A 15,920-nucleotide genomic window follows, 5' to 3' on the forward strand; every position below is an offset into this window, starting at 1 on the left:
CCACCATGTGCCTGATTGTTTTTAGCGTAAAACAGCATCCTGCCTTTCCATTGGTCGTGGCAGCAAATCGTGATGAGTTCTTTCGCCGGCCCACGGCGGCCATGGACTGGTGGCACAGCGAAACCGCCGGGCGCGATGTTCTGGCGGGACGTGATTTGCAGTCAGGGGGCACCTGGCTCGCAGTCGATGAGGATGGAGCTGTTGCCGCCGTGACCAATGTGCGGGAAGGCTCGCAGGTGACCGGCGCCCACTCCCGTGGCGAACTGCCACTGATGGCGCTGGCAGACAACAGTGATACGCTCGCAGCCCGGCTGCAGACACGAAAAAGCGATTACTCGGGATTCAATCTGGTCAGGCTGAGTGGCCACTCGGGATGGTACTACAGCAACCGTGACGCTCACCCCGGGCGCCATGTTCATCGCGGCACCTACGGCTTGAGCAACCACCTTCTGCAGACCCCATGGCCAAAACTGCTGAGATTGAGAAACTCGGTGACCGATTTGCTTGAAGGCGCGTCGGCGGACCGCACTGATGACCTCCATCACGATCTTATCGAACGCCTGCAGGACACCACGCCGGCGCCCGACCATGAACTACCGGATACCGGTATTGGCAAGGACACCGAGCGCTTTCTGTCTTCGCCGTTCATTATCGGCAGTGACTACGGTACCCGCGCCACGACAGTGGTCACGGTCAGCGCCGTCGGTGAAGTCCGGGTAACGGAACAGTGCTGGGGACCGGAGGGAAAAAAGGAAGGCACAAGGCATTTCTGCTGGCAGCGGTCGGCCTGAAGCTTTGGTATAATCCGCCAAATTCCGCGAAGCAACCGGAGGCCCTTTATGGCCGGTGAGAAAAGCGCGGCGTCCATCGCCGACTTCGAAAAATCCCTGGATGAGCTGGAAAAACTGGTCCATGACCTGGAGCAGGGCGAACTCTCCCTGGAGCAGTCTCTTACTGCATTCGAGCGCGGCGTAAAGCTGACTCGCGAGTGCCAGCAAGCGCTCAAGACGGCGGAACAGCGGGTAGAACAACTGGTGGAAAACAGCGATGGCACACTGGAAACACGCCCTTTTAGCCCGGACGAACCTGCCTGATGTCAACTCCGAACACCCGCCTGGCGGCTTTCCTGGAGCAATGCCGCAATCAGATTGACGCCGAACTTGAGCGCCAGCTTTGTGCATCCGGCCACGGCTCTGAACGCCTGCAACAGGCCATGCGATACGGTGTTCTGGGCGGTGGCAAGCGCATCCGGCCGGCGCTTTGCCTGGCGGCAGCCACGGCGCTTGGCCAGCCTCAGGAAAGTGCGATCGTTCCCGCCTGTTCGCTGGAACTGATCCATGCCTACTCGCTGATTCACGATGACCTGCCCGCCATGGACAACGATGACCTGCGCCGGGGCCGCCCCACCGCACACATCGCCTTTGACGAAGCCACCGCCATATTGGCAGGCGATGCGCTGCAGACCCTTGCGTTCGGCTGGCTGGCCGAAGCACCGGGACTGGATGATCAGGTGCGCCTTGCAATGATACGTGAATTGGCGACCGCCAGCGGCCACCAGGGCATGGCAGGTGGACAGGCGATAGACCTTGAGTCCGTGGGCAAGCAGCTGACCGTTGAGCAGCTGGAAAATATGCACCGCCACAAAACCGGTGCACTCATTGCGGCCAGTGTCCGGATGGGTGCCCTCACCGCAACCGAGGTGAACAAAGACCAGTTGGCGGCCCTCACGGTTTATTCGCAAACCCTCGGCCTCGCCTTCCAGGTGCAGGATGACTTGCTGGATATCGAGGGCGATACGACTGTGATCGGCAAACCCCAGGGCTCGGATCTGGCCCGATCCAAGCCAACCTATCCCTCGCTGATGGGCGCTGCCGGCGCCCGAAACTACCTGTCACAGCTGCTTGAGTCGGCACTGGCCAGCATCGAGATGTTTGGCGAGGAAGGCGACCTGCTCCGGGACATGGCCGGTTACGTAGTGGCACGCACCCATTGATCATCAACGGCTCAGGCATGCACACTGACTTATGAAGGACTGGAGGGGCCCGGCTGGCCCAATCAGTATGAAACCGGGTGCCTTCATCCCCTATAATAGAACCCACATTTTGAATCACCCGGAAAAGACCCGAGCAGATGCAGGATACATATACTTTTAAGGAAATCCCGTCCCAACGGCCCAACACGCCGCTGCTGGACAGGATTGACACTCCCGGGCAACTGCGCGAACTGGCAGCAGAGCAACTGACCCAGCTCGCCAGGGAGCTACGTGCATTCCTGCTATGGTCGGTGGGACAAACAGGCGGCCACTTCGGCGCCGGCCTGGGTGTCCTGGAACTGACCGTTGCCCTGCATTACGTCTTCAATACCCCGGAAGACCGCCTGGTCTGGGACGTCGGCCACCAGGCCTATCCCCACAAAATCCTGACCGGGCGCCGGGAACGCATGAACAGCATCCGTCGAAAGGATGGCCTGGCCGGCTTCCCGAAACGGGCGGAGAGCGAATACGATACCTTCGGCGTTGGTCACTCCAGCACTTCCATCAGCGCTGCCCTGGGTATGGCCATCGCCTCTCGCATGCAGGGCACTGGTCGCAAGAGCATTGCCGTCATCGGGGATGGTGCCATGACGGCCGGAATGGCGTTCGAAGCCCTGAACCACGCCGGGCATCTGGACGCCAACATGCTGGTGATTCTCAACGACAATGACATGTCTATTTCCCGCAATGTGGGCGGGTTGTCGAACTATTTTGCCAAGCTGTTGGCAAGCCGGACCTACAATCAGGTCCGCGACAGCGGAAAACGGGTGCTTCAGGGCACGCCACAGTTGATGGCGCTGGCCCGCAAGACCGAGGAACACTTCAAGGGCATGATTTCGCCGGGCACTCTGTTTGAAGAGCTGGGGTTCAACTACATCGGCCCCATCGACGGCCACGACCTGCCTCTGCTGCTGGAGACTCTGGAGAACATCCGCGAACTGGACGGACCGCAATTCCTCCACGTGGTCACCACCAAGGGCAAGGGTTTCGCCCCGGCCGAAGCCGATCCAATCGGCTACCATGCCATCAACAAGATCGAACCGGTGCCGCCCAGCAAGCCAGAACCGGTTGCTCCGAAGCCGTCGAAGCTGAAATACGCCAACGTGTTTGGCCAATGGCTCTGCGACGCCGCAGAAGCCGACGACCGCATTGTGGGTATCACCCCCGCCATGTGTGAAGGCTCCGATCTTCTGGCGTTCTCCCAACGCTTCCCGGACCGGTATTTCGACGTCGCCATTGCCGAACAGCATTCCGTCACCCTGGCGGCGGGCCTTGCCTGTGATGGCGCCAAACCAGTGGTGGCGATCTATTCGACGTTCCTGCAGCGCGCCTACGATCAGCTGATCCATGACGTGGCCATACAGAACCTGGACGTCCTGTTCGCGATTGACCGCGCCGGGCTGGTCGGCGAAGACGGCCCCACTCACGCAGGCGCGTTTGACATCAGCTATTTGCGCTGTGTCCCGAACATGATCGTGATGACTCCCTCTGACGAAAACGAAACCCGGCAACTGCTGCACACAGGTATGCTTTTTGAGGGGCCGGCGGCAGTGCGCTACCCGCGGGGCACAGGCCCGGGTGCAGAGATGGTCCGCGAACTGGCTCCCCTACCGATCGGCAAAGGCCAGCTTGTGAAAGAAGGCTCAGGGGTTGCCATACTCAACTTCGGCACCCTGCTTACGCCTGCACTGGAGGCTGCCAAGTCTCTGGGCGCCACTGTCGCCGACATGCGCTTTGTAAAACCGTTGGATGAAGAGCTCATCCTGGCATTGGCGGAAAAGCATGACCTACTGGTTACGATTGAAGAGAACGCCATTGCCGGCGGAGCGGGCAGCGCGGTGACGGAATTCCTGAACAGCCGGGATGTCAGCCAGCCGGTGCTTCAGATCGGCCTGCCAGACACCTTCATAGATCACGGTAAGCACGGCGAGTTGCTGTCTTCCTGTGGACTGGATGCCGAAGGTATCAGGCACACTATTGAAACCCGCCTGGAGCGAATGAAGTACAACCAGTCGCTAAAGGCGGTTCAATAAACACGCGAAGAGATCACATCAGACGGCGGGATCGTCGTCCTGGTGGGTCTCGAACCAGTGTCCGAGCTTGCTCTGCTTGGTATTGAGGTAATGCTCATTGTGGGGGTTGCGCCCCACGTGCAGAGGGACGCGCTCCGCTATTTCTATACCCAGATCGGTCAAAGCATCTACCTTACGGGGGTTATTGGTCATCAGCCTCAGGCTACGAATGCCCAGGTGCGCCAACATATCCCGGCACATGCTGTAGTCCCGCAAGTCAGCCGCAAAGCCGAGTTGTTCGTTGGCTTCCACCGTATCCGCACCCTGATCCTGCAGGTTGTAGGCACGAATCTTGTTCAGCAGCCCAATACCCCGGCCTTCCTGGCGCAGGTACATAAGAATGCCCCGACCTTCGCGGGCAATACTGCGCAAGGCTTCTTCCAACTGATAACCACAGTCACAGCGCATGCTGTACAGGGCATCACCGGTCAGGCACTCGGAGTGGGTCCGCGCCAGCATCGGCTCCGGACTGTTGAGGTCACCCAGCGTAAGCGCCACGTGCTCCTTTCCGGTGTCCGGCTCTTCAAAGCCGTGCATGTCGAAAACGCCGAAAGGGGTTGGCAGCCGGCAAGTCTGGATGTAACGAACAGCCACAGTGTTTCCTCGTGGTTCAGTCAATCGAGCGGCGCATTCTATCACGAGGCCAGCGCCCTGGCGTAATCTCTGTATGATGGATCCTACGAACCGGAGTCAGAAGCAGACCAGTGGCCACTACGCCCACCCTTCTTCTCCAACAGGCGGACATTGTCCACGACCATCCCGCGATCAACAGCCTTGCACATATCGTAGAGGGTCAGTGCCGCCACGCTGGCGGCCGTCAGAGCCTCCATCTCAACACCGGTCTGGCCGGAGAGCTTGCAGCGAGTGGCTATGTGAATCGAAGCGCCGTCCTTGCCCGGCGTCAGCTCTACCTTTACCGAGGTCAGGTTCAGCGCGTGGCAAAGCGGAATCAGCTCGTGGGTTTTCTTGGCCGCCATGATACCGGCAACCCGCGCCACCGCCAGCACATCTCCCTTGGGATGCTGCCCTTCCACAATCATTGCCAGGGTGTCCGGCGCCATCCGAATCAGCGCCTCGGCCCTGGCCTCACGCTCGGTAACAGCCTTGGACGTAACGTCTACCATGCGCGCGGCGCCAGTATCGTCAAGATGCGTCAGTTTGCTCACGGTGTCTCCCAAAATCGTTGATAAAAGCGGCCTTCACGGATCTATCATACCAGAGCGTACAGAACTGGAGGCGGGATCAGTATCCGTTCCCTGACCACCAGAAACCAATACCCGCAATGCCCTGAGCGCCAGCCTGCCGTGCTGCGAGGATATCATCAGGGACAAGCCCGCCAAGGGCATAAACAGGAATCGCGGCGCCTGCAACCAGCTCCTGGAAACGCTCCCACCCAATTCCCGGCGCGCCAGGATGGGAAGAGGTAGGCTTTACCGGTCCCAGGGTAATGAAGTCTGCCTGGAGCTGTTCTGCATGGGCAATTTCCTCTTCATCGTGACAGGAGATTGCCAGCAGGTAGCCCTCGGGTATCGGCCGGGAGGAAAACTGCCGGGCCTCCCGCCACGGCAGGTGCAAACCGGTGGCCTGGGGCAGGCACTCAAGCAGCGGCGGGGCACCGTGAAGCATCAACAGCGAATCGCTGGCGCGACACGCCTCCAGTGACCAGCCCGCCAACCGCTCGTAGACCTCATCGCTTAGTCCCGGTGCCCTGAACAGGCACATCTGTGGGCGCGTTTCGAGCAAGCGCTGACGAAGTTGTTCAGGGAATGCCGAGGGATCGCCAGCAGAACCGGTAATGGCATAGCGACAAGGCAGCTTCAGGGCGCGGATAATCGGACGGTTTGCAGCGGGGAAATCAACATCCGCCAGGTCCAGGACATCGAGCCATTGTATCGCTTGCCCTTCACGGCCCTCGGGATCGCCTTCAGAGGAAGAGGTTTCCCAGACATCAAGAAACACCCGCTTGTCCCCATAATCGTGGCGAACTCCAATCACCGGCTCAAGCAGGTTCGGATTTATCCGCAACCCGGTCTCTTCCCAAATCTCCCTGACCAGGGCCTGTTGGACCGTTTCACCGGCCTCAACCTTGCCACCCGGAAACTCAAGCAAACCACCCTGATGAACATGGTCCGGCCGACGGGCGATCAATACCTTCCCATCACGAAAGACAACACCCACCGCAACGTGTATTTCCCGAACTGGCGTCATAATCAGGTGCGATACTCAGCATTGATGGTGACGTAGTCATGGGAAAAGTCGCAGGTCCACACCCGTTCACTGACATTCCCCCGCCCGAGATCAATGTGGATGGTAATTTCCTCACCGTCCATCACGGCCTGCCCGCGGGACTCGCTGTAATCCGCAGCACGGCCGCCATTGCGAACCAGGCACACATCTCCCAGCCAGATCTCGAGGGCGTTCAGGTCCAGACCGGCGACACCAGCACGCCCCACGGCAGCCAGTATCCGCCCCCAGTTGGGATCGGATGCAAACAGTGCGGTTTTGACCAGCGGTGAGTGAGCGACCGTATAGGCAACGTCCAGCGCCTCCTGTACCGATGTCGCGCGGCTCACATCAATGGTGACAAACTTGGTGGCACCTTCGCCGTCGCGAACAATCGCGTGCGCCAGCTCGAGGAACACCTCGCGCAGCGCTTCCCTGAGCTTTGGCAGGGACGGGCTATCGGCCGCGATTTCAGGGCCGCCGGACTGACCGCTGGCAATGAGCATGCAGGCATCGTTGGTGGACGTGTCACCGTCGATGGTAATCCGATTGAACGACGCCTCTCCTAATTCTGACGCAAGGCTCGCCAACACATCGGGCGCGATATTCGCATCGGTGGCAATAAAGCCCAGCATGGTAGCCATGTTGGGGCGGATCATGCCCGCCCCCTTACTGATACCGGATATGGATACCGCTTGGCCATCCAGATCAATCTGGCGCGAGGCACCCTTGGGACGAGTGTCGGTGGTCATGATCCCAGACGCTGCTTCAGCCCAGTGGGACTCCGAGACATCCGCCAGTGCTTGCGGCAACGCGCTGACAATTTTACCAACCGGCAGTGGCTCCCCGATAACCCCTGTCGAAAACGGCAGCACGCTACCAGCGGGGACACCGGCGTGATCCGCCAAAGCCTGACAACAGGCCTGGGCATCCTTCATGCCTTGTTCGCCGGTGCCGGCATTGGCATTGCCGGTGTTGATCAGCAGGTAGCGCGGTGCATCGCTTGCCAGATGGCTTCGCGTGACGTGAACAGGGGCCGCGCAAAACTGATTACGGGTGAAAATACCGGCCACTCGGCTACCCGGCGCCAACTCTATAACCACCAGATCCTTCTTGCCGGGTTTCTTGATACCGGCAGTGCCGATACCCAGCCTGACACCGGCCACCGGGAAAAACGTCGGCAAGGTTCCTGGACCAACTGCCATTTTCACTCTCCTTTCGTCATGATCGGCTTCTACCCGGCGATCCGGCCGGAACACCGGTTACCAAACGAAAAACCCGCAACCTGTCGATCAGGGTGCGGGCCTTAGTTCGCTCACTCAGCGGCGGAAATCAGTTTACCTTTCCACAACACTGCTTGTACTTCTTGCCAGACCCGCATGGACAAGGCTCGTTTCGCCCTACCTTTCGGTCCTGTCGCACAAAGGTCTCCGGCGTTCCCTGAGGCTGCTGGGTAGCAGCTCCATCTGCGCTGTCATCCTGCCTGTGCTGTGCGGTGGCGCTGGTTTCATCGTGGCGCAGTCGCGCCTGGGCAAGCTCCCGCTCCAGCTCTTCCTTGCGGCGGCGTTCCACCTCTTCCATTTCTTCACGGCTCTGAACACGGACATGAGACAACACCCGGACCACATCACGCTTCATGGTTTCCAGCATGCTTTCAAACAGGTTAAAGGCCTCGCGCTTGTACTCCTGCTTGGGGTTCTTCTGGGCATAACCACGCAGGTGGATTCCACGGCGCAGGTGATCCATGTTTGATAGATGCTCTTTCCAGAGCGTGTCGAGCACTTGCAGGAACACCTGCTTCTCGAACTTGCGCATGGGCTCGGAGCCCGCCAGTTCCTCTTTGGCGTCGTAGGCCGCGACAATCTCTTCCAGAATACGCTGACGCAGATTCTCTTCGTAGAGCTTGCTGTCCTCGTCCAGCCATTTCTGAACAGGCAGATTGATGGCCATCTCCGATTGCAGCTGGCTCTCCAGGCCGGCAACATCCCATTGCTCCGGCATGCTCTGCGGCGGGATGAACTCACTGACCAGAGAGTCCACCACATCCTCGCGAATGGTTTTAATCATCTCGGAAACGTCTTCCGAGGACATGACCTCGTTACGCTGATCATAGATCACCGTACGCTGGTCGTTGGCAACATCATCGTATTCCAGCAGGGTTTTCCGCATATCGAAGTTGCGGCCTTCCACCTTGCGCTGGGATTTTTCAATGGCGTTGGTGACCATTCGATGCTCGATGGCCTCGCCTTTTTTCATCCCCATGGCCTGCATCAGGCTCTTCACCCGATCCGGCGCGAATATCCGCATCAGGTTATCTTCCAGCGACAGGAAGAACCGTGATGAACCAGGATCGCCCTGACGACCGGCACGGCCTCGAAGCTGATTGTCGATACGGCGGGATTCGTGACGCTCGGTACCAATGATGTGCAGACCACCAGCCTCAAGCACCTGGTTGTGGCGCTCGGTCCATTCGGCCTTGGTGCGGGCAATTTCCTCTTCGGTGGGGCTTTCCATACCCGCCACTTCAAATTCCCAGTTACCACCCAGCACAATATCCGTACCACGGCCGGCCATGTTGGTGGCAATGGTGACTGCACCCGGGCGACCGGCCTGGGCAATGATCTGGGCCTCACTCTCATGCTGTTTGGCGTTCAGGATCTTGTGGTCAATCCGCGCCTTCTTGAGCAGCATGGACAGAAGCTCAGAGGCCTCAATTGAGGCCGTGCCCACCAGGATTGGTCGTCCCTCAGCCGTCACGTCCTTGATCTCATCAATGATGGCGTGGAACTTCTCTTCCTGAGTCAGGTAAATCAGATCGTTGTAATCGATTCGCAGGATGGGCTTGTTGGGCGGAATAACAACCACGTCCAGACCGTAGATCTGGCGAAATTCAAATGCCTCGGTGTCCGCGGTACCGGTCATGCCGGCGAGCTTGTCGTAAAGACGGAAATAATTCTGGAAAGTGGTGGATGCCAGGGTCTGACTCTCTGCCTGAATGCGAACACCTTCCTTGGCTTCAATCGACTGGTGCAGACCTTCACTCCAGCGACGGCCCGGCATGGTACGACCTGTGTGCTCGTCAACGATCACCACCTGATCGCCCTGGACAATGTAATCCACGTCCTTCTGGAACAGATGATGAGCTCGGAGGGCCGAGTGGACGTGATGCAACAGGCTAAGGTTGGCTGCGGAGTACAGGCTCTCACCTTCCTTCAGCAAGCCCCTTTCCAACAACAGCTCTTCCACTTTTTCATGGCCGGTTTCGGTCAATTCCACCTGACGGGACTTCTCATCGATGGTGAAATCGCCACTGGGCTCACCCTCTTCACTGACTTCACCCATCTCAAGGCTTGGCACAAGCTCGTTGATCGCCAGGTAAAGTTTTGAACTGTCCTCCGCCGCGCCCGAGATGATCAGCGGGGTACGGGCTTCGTCAATCAGGATCGAGTCCACTTCGTCCACGATGGCAAAGTGGAGGCCGCGCTGCACCTTGTCTTCCGTGCTGAAGGCCATGTTGTCGCGAAGATAGTCAAAGCCGAACTCGTTGTTCGTGCCGTAGGTAATATCCGCCTGATAGGCAGCCCGCTTCTCTTCAGGCGGCTGGCCGGCTACGACAACACCTACCTGTAGCCCCAGGAAGCGATACAGCTTCCCCATCCATTCGGCATCGCGGCGAGCCAGGTAGTCGTTCACAGTGACCAGATGCACGCCCTTGCCAGTCAGAGCATTCAGATACACGGCCAGCGTCGCTACCAGCGTTTTACCTTCGCCGGTTTTCATCTCGGAAATACGGCCTTCGTGAAGCGTGATACCGCCGATCATCTGCACGTCGTAGTGGCGCATCCCCATGACTCGACGACTTGCCTCACGGGTGGTGGCAAACGCTTCGGGAAGCAATGCGTCAAGGCTTTCACCTTCGTCATAGCGACGGCGAAACTCCGCAGTTTTGCCTTGCAACTCGGTGTCGGACAAATTGCCATACTGCTCTTCAAGCTCATTAATACGCGATACGGTTTTGCGCATTCGCTTGATTTCTCTGGCGTTCTTACTGCCGAACATCTTGGTTGCAAGCTTTGTGAACATAGACCACTGCTTCTTTGATTAAACGGAGGAAGCCGGCATTCTAACCTTATTTCGCAGCAGTACAAAAGTCAGGCCTCACAGAAGCCTGTCACAACGCTGAAAAGATTGAAAAAAGAGTGCCGGACGGGGACAACGGGAAGAGATCAGGCGCCCTCACAGGCGCCTCTACAAGCGGCTAGCGGCTAGCTCGTTTGATGTAGGTTTCCGGATTCTCGGATTTGCCGTTGCGGATTACTTCAAAATGCACGTGAGGCCCGGTGGAACGGCCTGTACTGCCCATCAGAGCCAGCACCTGCCCCTTCTGGACAACGTCGCCCACTTTGACCTTGATGGTCTTGGCATGGGCGTAGCGGGTTACCAGGCCATCGCCGTGGTCCACCTCAACGAGGTTGCCGTAGCCATAGCGCTCGTCGGCATAAGTGACCACGCCACCCGCCACGGAGATAATGTCGCTACCTTCCTTGCCAGCCAGGTCCACACCGGCGTGCCAGGTACGCTTACCGGTGAACGGATCGGAACGATAGCCGTATTTCGAGGACAGCCAACCCCAGGTAATAGGACGACCCTCCACGAAGAGCTCTTTCTCGAGCTTCTGGCGGGAAGTAACCATATCCAGCATGCGCAATTGTTGCTCCCGATCTTCAATGCGGCGGGCAAGCTGATCAATCATGCTGGTCAGTTCTGGCGCGGTGAAAGAGTCGCCATCAAGACTTTCCTCGGGGCCACCGACGGCAGCTGGCTGATCAAAGTCGAATTCGTCGCTGGCCACCAGGCCCGATTCCAGAAAGCGCTGCCCGAGAGCATCAAGCCTGAGCAGACGCCCCTGCATTTCACCCAGCCGCAGCGTTAAGGCATCAACCTGCTGCTGGACGTTCCGCTCGATCCGTGCAAGCTCTACCTTCTGTTCGCCCAGCCGGGATTGCCACTGAGCGACCAATTCTGATTCTGCAGGCTCCGCCGGTTCAATCTGGCTCACCGCCACCTTATAGCCGGACCAGCCCGCCAGTACCAACAGTGCAGTCACGAATAACACCGCGCCTGCCAGGACAGGGGCGTTTACCGAAACCGTGCGGGATTTCCCATGGCGTTTGCCAACGAGGATAATGTTCATATCGTCTTCTGGTTTCATGTGGACGCAACCTGATCCTGTAGTGTTGCATCCAGAGTGTTCTGACTGGGCCTGCCGGGGCATCCTTTGCCAGATTGCGGATTTCCTATCCGACTACTCAATCCTGGGCAGCATAAATCGCGTCTGAAAACGCACGTGCTATCCATTGCAACGACTACGTTTAATAAAATAGCAGCCGCCCGTGGACATACACACACCAGACAATGTAAAACGAGTGTAATACAGGCTCTGCCTATTAACCGTGCCGAAGTGTAACCAATCGTTACCGTTGTCGTCGAGAATTACTGATTGCCATGAAAAAGAAAACCGACCTCGAATTGACTCCGGACAGCTTCTCCAGGGCTTCAACCCTGCGTGAACTGATGGCAAAAGCCCAGCATCATACTCAGGCGGAACAACTCGTTCTCGCTGCGCTTCCGGAAAGTCTTGCCAAAGGCACACGGTTTGTCAGTTGCCGTGACGGGGAGCTGGTCCTGTCGGCTACGGCAGCCACCACCGCCAGCCAGATTCGTTTCCGCCAGCATGAAATCATGGAAGAACTTCGCAAACAGGAGCTGTTCCGTTTCGTCTGGAAACTCAAGGTCAAGGTCGCTCCGCCGCGATTCAGTGAGCGTCCGAAAGCAAAAATGACACCCCTAAGTAACGAAAATGCCCGGCTCCTCAAAGAGGAAGCCGGGCACACGAAGGACAAACAATTACGCGAGGTTCTCGAAAAACTCGCAAGCCACGTCCGGGATTAAGGCGTCCTGCCTCAGCCCGCCGCCAGCACAGGTTTCATGTAGGAAATCGGGGCAGCGGCCTCGTCGTCGAAGGTCACCACTTCCCACGCATCCTCTTCTGCCCTGAGCTTGCGCAGCAGCTTGTTGTTCAGGTCGTGGCCGGATTTAATACCACGGAACTCGCCAATCAGGCTGTTGCCCAACTGGTAGAGGTCACCGATGGCATCCAGCAGCTTGTGCTTGACGAATTCGTCGTCGTAACGCAGACCGTCTTCGTTGAGGATTTTGTAATCGTCAACGACGATGGCATTGTCAACGCTTCCGCCCAACGCCAGGTTCATCGCACGCAACTTTTCAATATCACGCATGAAACCAAACGTCCGTGCGCGGCTGACTTCCTTCACAAACGACGTGCTGGAAAAGTCAACGGTTGCGGTCTGGGCGCGCCCCTTGAAGACAGGGTGGTCAAAGTCGATACCGAAGCTGACCTTGAAGCCTTCGAAAGGCAGCAGAGTCGCCTTCTTGTCACCTTCTTCAACCGTTACTTCGCGCTTGATGCGGATGAAACGCTTGGCGGCGTCCTGCTCGGCAATACCGGCGGACTGCAGAAGAAACACAAACGGACCGGCAGAGCCGTCCATAATGGGCACTTCCGCGGCGCTGAGCTCGACGAAACAGTTATCAATCCCGAGACCAGCCATGGCTGACAACAAATGCTCCACTGTTGCAACCCGGACACCGTCTTTCAGCAGTGTCGTGGAAAGCATGGTCTCACCAACGTTTTCCGCGCAGGCACGGATTTCAACCACAGGGTCAAGATCGGTACGGCGAAAAACGATCCCCGAGTCCACCGGAGCGGGCTTCAGGGTCAGATACACTTTCTCCCCCGAGTGCAAGCCAACGCCGGTGGCGCGGATGGTGTTCTTAAGTGTCCGTTGTCTGATCATCGGTACATATTTCCGTCACATAAAAGCGATATAGTCTGGGCAAAATTCTGCCCGGAGAATACCAGAAAGTAAGACTGAATACCATTTAACCAATCGTTAACCTTTGATTGGCCTCCCGGCACAAGTCCGGACTGATAGTCAGCACACGTAATTCGGTCGCAAAGGTTCCATTACCGAATACATTTGCAACAGATTATCAGTCAGCCTGACGGCGAAGGAATGCGGGAATATCGAGATAGTCGACTCCCTGCTCCTCGCTGTCCTTGCTCTGATCAATCGCCACATTGCCGTGAGCCACGGCGCGACGACGCAGAACGGCCGGACGGTCAAGCTGGTTGTAATCCGTTGTGCCATCCAGGCTACGGGTGTTGTCCACCACCTTGGTCGGCTTCTCGCGGTCACCGCCCAGGCCGGTCGCAACCACCGTCACCTTGAGTTCGTCAGTCATTTCCGGATCAATCACGGTACCCACGACCACCGTGGCGGAATCCGAAGCGAATTCACGAACAATGTCGCCAACCTCAGAGAATTCTCCCAGGTTGAGATCCATACCTGCGGTGATGTTGACCAGGATACCCTTGGCACCCTGCAGGTTGATGTCTTCCAGAAGCGGGCTTCGAACAGCGGCTTCTGCAGCTTCGCGGGCGCGGTTCTCGCCAGTGGCACGCGCCGTACCCATCATGGCGTTGCCCATCTCCGACATAACGGTTTTTACGTCGGCGAAGTCCACGTTGATCATACCGTTGCGGGTAATCAGGTCAGCAATACCCTGAACCGCCCCCAACAGCACATCGTTTGCTGAACCAAACGCGTCCAGCAGGCTGGTTTTCTTACCCATCACCGCCAACAACTTTTCGTTGGGGATGGTGATCAGCGAGTCAACGGTTTCCTCCAGCTCCTTGAGGCCGGCTTCCGCCACACTCATGCGCTTGCCACCTTCAAACATGAATGGCTTGGTGACAACGGCAACGGTCAGGATACCCATTTCCCGGGCCACTTCAGCCACAACCGGAGCAGCACCGGTTCCGGTTCCGCCGCCCATGCCGGCGGTAATGAACACCATGTCGGCGCCTTTCAGCGACTCGGCGATGCGATCACGGTCTTCCAGAGCTGATTGACGCCCTACTTCCGGGTTGGCACCGGCACCCAGCCCTTTGGTGATATTGCCACCAAGCTGAATAATCTGACGTGCATCCAGGTCCGTCAGGGCCTGAGCGTCGGTGTTGGCGCAAATAAACTCCACGCCTTCGATATCACTGTTGAGCATGTGGCGAACGGCATTGCCGCCACCACCGCCAACGCCTACTACTTTAATGACAGCGTTTTGCTGGACATTATCGACGAGTTCAAACATTTCCCCTACTCCTTCGTGCTGTTTATCAGCCTTTTCCAGACTGATTTTTCGAGATTATGATTTTCGAGATACCTTCGTGTATGTCTTCTCCCGGCTCGCCGTCAGAAGTGACCGGTAAACCAGGCTTTCATGCGCTCAAACAGCGTGGGTGCATCTTCACCCTTAAGCGCCGGCGCCCGCCCCAGATCCATCTGGCGGAAGCCATGGATCAACAACCCAACGCCCGTGGCGTAGATGGGGTTGTTGACTACCTCCGTCATACCGGAGACCGCCTGCGGACAGGCCAGCCTTACCGGCATGTGGAAGATTTCTTCGGCCAGTTCCACCACGCCTTCCATGGTGGAGGAACCGCCGGTAATCACGATGCCGGCCGGGATCAGGTCTTCGAATCCCGAACGACGAAGTTCAGACTGCACCAGGGTGAACAGCTCTTCGTAGCGCGGCTCCACCACCTCGGCGAGCGCCTGACGGGACAAATCCCGTGGCGCCCGGTCACCCACACTGGGCACCTTGATGGTTTCATCCGCGCCGGCCAGCTGAGTCAAGGCGCAGGCGTATTTGATCTTGATTTCCTCGGCATTCTGCGTGGGTGTCCGCAGGGCCATGGCGATGTCGTTGGTGACCTGATCACCAGCGATAGGAATGACCGCCGTGTGCCGAATGGCACCACCGGTGAACACCGCGATATCGGTGGTACCACCGCCAATATCCACCACGCAGACACCCAGTTCCTTTTCATCCTCGGTGAGGATGGCGTGACTGGAGGCCAACTGCTCCAGGATGATGTCATCCACTTCCAGGCCGCAGCGTTTCACGCATTTTTCGATGTTCTGGGCGGCGTTCACCGCACAGGTGACGAGGTGAACCTTGGCCTCCAGGCGAACGCCGGACATTCCCATGGGCTCCTTGATGCCCTCCTGGCTGTCGATCACGAACTCCTGCGGCAGTATGTGAAGGATCTTCTGGTCCGCCGGAATCGCCACCGCCTGGGCGGCGTCAATCACCCGATCAATGTCAGCCTGGGTCACCTCCCGGTCACGGATCGCTACAATGCCGTGGGAGTTGAGGCTCTTGATATGGCTGCCGGCAATACCCGCGTAGACCGAGTGAATCCGGCAACCCGCCATCAGTTCGGCTTCTTCCACCGCACGCTGTATCGCCTGGACCGTGGTTTCGATATTGACCACCACGCCACGTTTGAGCCCGCGGGAGGGATGGGAACCGATACCCACCACCTCAATGGTCCCGTCCATTTTGCGCTTGCCGACGATCGCAACCACTTTCGAGGTTCCGATATCGAGGCCGACAATCATGTTTTCCGTTTCAACCGATGACATGTGTTTCACCAAACCGTAGGTCTG

General features: G+C 58.0%; 14 protein-coding genes. 5 read left to right on the forward strand and 9 right to left on the reverse strand.

Annotation, left to right across the window (positions count from 1 at the left end):
- Positions 1-5: 5 nt before the first annotated feature.
- From SIC19_RS05385 to dxs, 4 genes are all read left to right on the forward strand, one after another.
- Complete coding sequence (locus tag SIC19_RS05385; protein ID WP_075194908.1) at positions 6-791, forward strand: NRDE family protein; 786 nt, start codon at positions 6-8, stop codon at positions 789-791.
- Between the two features lie 48 nt (positions 792-839).
- Entirely contained in the window at positions 840-1,094 is a 255-nt protein-coding gene (locus SIC19_RS05390; protein WP_036203780.1) for an exodeoxyribonuclease VII small subunit, read from the forward strand.
- Positions 1,094-1,993 carry a polyprenyl synthetase family protein gene (locus SIC19_RS05395; RefSeq protein ID WP_075194907.1) on the forward strand — a complete coding sequence of 300 codons (900 nt, stop codon included), beginning with the start codon at positions 1,094-1,096 and terminating at the stop codon, positions 1,991-1,993. The genes SIC19_RS05390 and SIC19_RS05395 overlap by 1 nt, the downstream gene beginning before the upstream one ends.
- 137 nt (positions 1,994-2,130) lie before the next feature.
- Positions 2,131-4,065: a 1-deoxy-D-xylulose-5-phosphate synthase gene (dxs, locus tag SIC19_RS05400; RefSeq protein ID WP_075194906.1), complete on the forward strand. Its 1,935-nt coding sequence runs from the start codon at positions 2,131-2,133 to the stop codon at positions 4,063-4,065.
- An 18-nt stretch (positions 4,066-4,083) separates the two neighbouring features.
- Here dxs and ribA read toward each other — a convergent pair whose 3' ends face one another.
- The 6 genes from ribA to SIC19_RS05430 all read right to left on the reverse strand — a co-directional run bounded on the left by ribA (position 4,084) and on the right by SIC19_RS05430 (position 11,539).
- Positions 4,084-4,698 carry a GTP cyclohydrolase II gene (gene ribA / locus SIC19_RS05405; RefSeq protein ID WP_007154564.1) on the reverse strand — a complete coding sequence of 205 codons (615 nt, stop codon included), beginning with the start codon at positions 4,696-4,698 and terminating at the stop codon, positions 4,084-4,086.
- An 83-nt stretch (positions 4,699-4,781) separates the two neighbouring features.
- Positions 4,782-5,270 (reverse strand): cyclic pyranopterin monophosphate synthase MoaC, encoded by a 489-nt coding sequence (gene moaC / locus SIC19_RS05410; RefSeq protein WP_007154565.1) that lies wholly within the window; start codon positions 5,268-5,270, stop codon positions 4,782-4,784.
- Between the two features lie 76 nt (positions 5,271-5,346).
- Positions 5,347-6,312 carry a Nudix family hydrolase gene (locus SIC19_RS05415; protein WP_127400798.1) on the reverse strand — a complete coding sequence of 322 codons (966 nt, stop codon included), beginning with the start codon at positions 6,310-6,312 and terminating at the stop codon, positions 5,347-5,349.
- A 2-nt stretch (positions 6,313-6,314) separates the two neighbouring features.
- Positions 6,315-7,532 carry a bifunctional glutamate N-acetyltransferase/amino-acid acetyltransferase ArgJ gene (gene argJ / locus SIC19_RS05420; protein ID WP_127400797.1) on the reverse strand — a complete coding sequence of 406 codons (1,218 nt, stop codon included), beginning with the start codon at positions 7,530-7,532 and terminating at the stop codon, positions 6,315-6,317.
- A 127-nt stretch (positions 7,533-7,659) separates the two neighbouring features.
- Positions 7,660-10,410, reverse strand: a complete 2,751-nt coding sequence (secA, locus tag SIC19_RS05425; RefSeq protein ID WP_075194902.1) for a preprotein translocase subunit SecA — start codon at positions 10,408-10,410, stop codon at positions 7,660-7,662.
- Between the two features lie 175 nt (positions 10,411-10,585).
- Entirely contained in the window at positions 10,586-11,539 is a 954-nt protein-coding gene (locus SIC19_RS05430) for a M23 family metallopeptidase (RefSeq protein WP_075194901.1), read from the reverse strand.
- Between the two features lie 293 nt (positions 11,540-11,832).
- On the opposite strand from SIC19_RS05430, the gene SIC19_RS05435 reads away from it, so the two are divergent.
- Positions 11,833-12,279, forward strand: coding sequence for a DUF721 domain-containing protein (locus SIC19_RS05435; protein WP_036203758.1), 447 nt, complete (start codon positions 11,833-11,835; stop codon positions 12,277-12,279).
- A gap of 11 nt (positions 12,280-12,290) precedes the next feature.
- Here SIC19_RS05435 and lpxC read toward each other — a convergent pair whose 3' ends face one another.
- The 3 genes from lpxC to ftsA form a co-directional block, all read right to left on the reverse strand.
- Positions 12,291-13,205 carry a UDP-3-O-acyl-N-acetylglucosamine deacetylase gene (lpxC, locus tag SIC19_RS05440; RefSeq protein ID WP_007154571.1) on the reverse strand — a complete coding sequence of 305 codons (915 nt, stop codon included), beginning with the start codon at positions 13,203-13,205 and terminating at the stop codon, positions 12,291-12,293.
- A gap of 196 nt (positions 13,206-13,401) precedes the next feature.
- The gene (gene ftsZ / locus SIC19_RS05445) at positions 13,402-14,559 is read right to left on the reverse strand and encodes a cell division protein FtsZ (RefSeq protein WP_007154572.1); all 1,158 of its coding nucleotides are present in this window, start codon (positions 14,557-14,559) and stop codon (positions 13,402-13,404) included.
- A gap of 101 nt (positions 14,560-14,660) precedes the next feature.
- Positions 14,661-15,896 (reverse strand): cell division protein FtsA, encoded by a 1,236-nt coding sequence (gene ftsA / locus SIC19_RS05450; RefSeq protein ID WP_007154574.1) that lies wholly within the window; start codon positions 15,894-15,896, stop codon positions 14,661-14,663.
- Between the last annotated feature and the right edge of the window lie 24 nt (positions 15,897-15,920).

The organism is Marinobacter sp. MIT930201 (assembly GCF_047122665.1).
Taxonomy (GTDB): Bacteria; Pseudomonadota; Gammaproteobacteria; order Pseudomonadales; family Oleiphilaceae; genus Marinobacter; species Marinobacter salarius.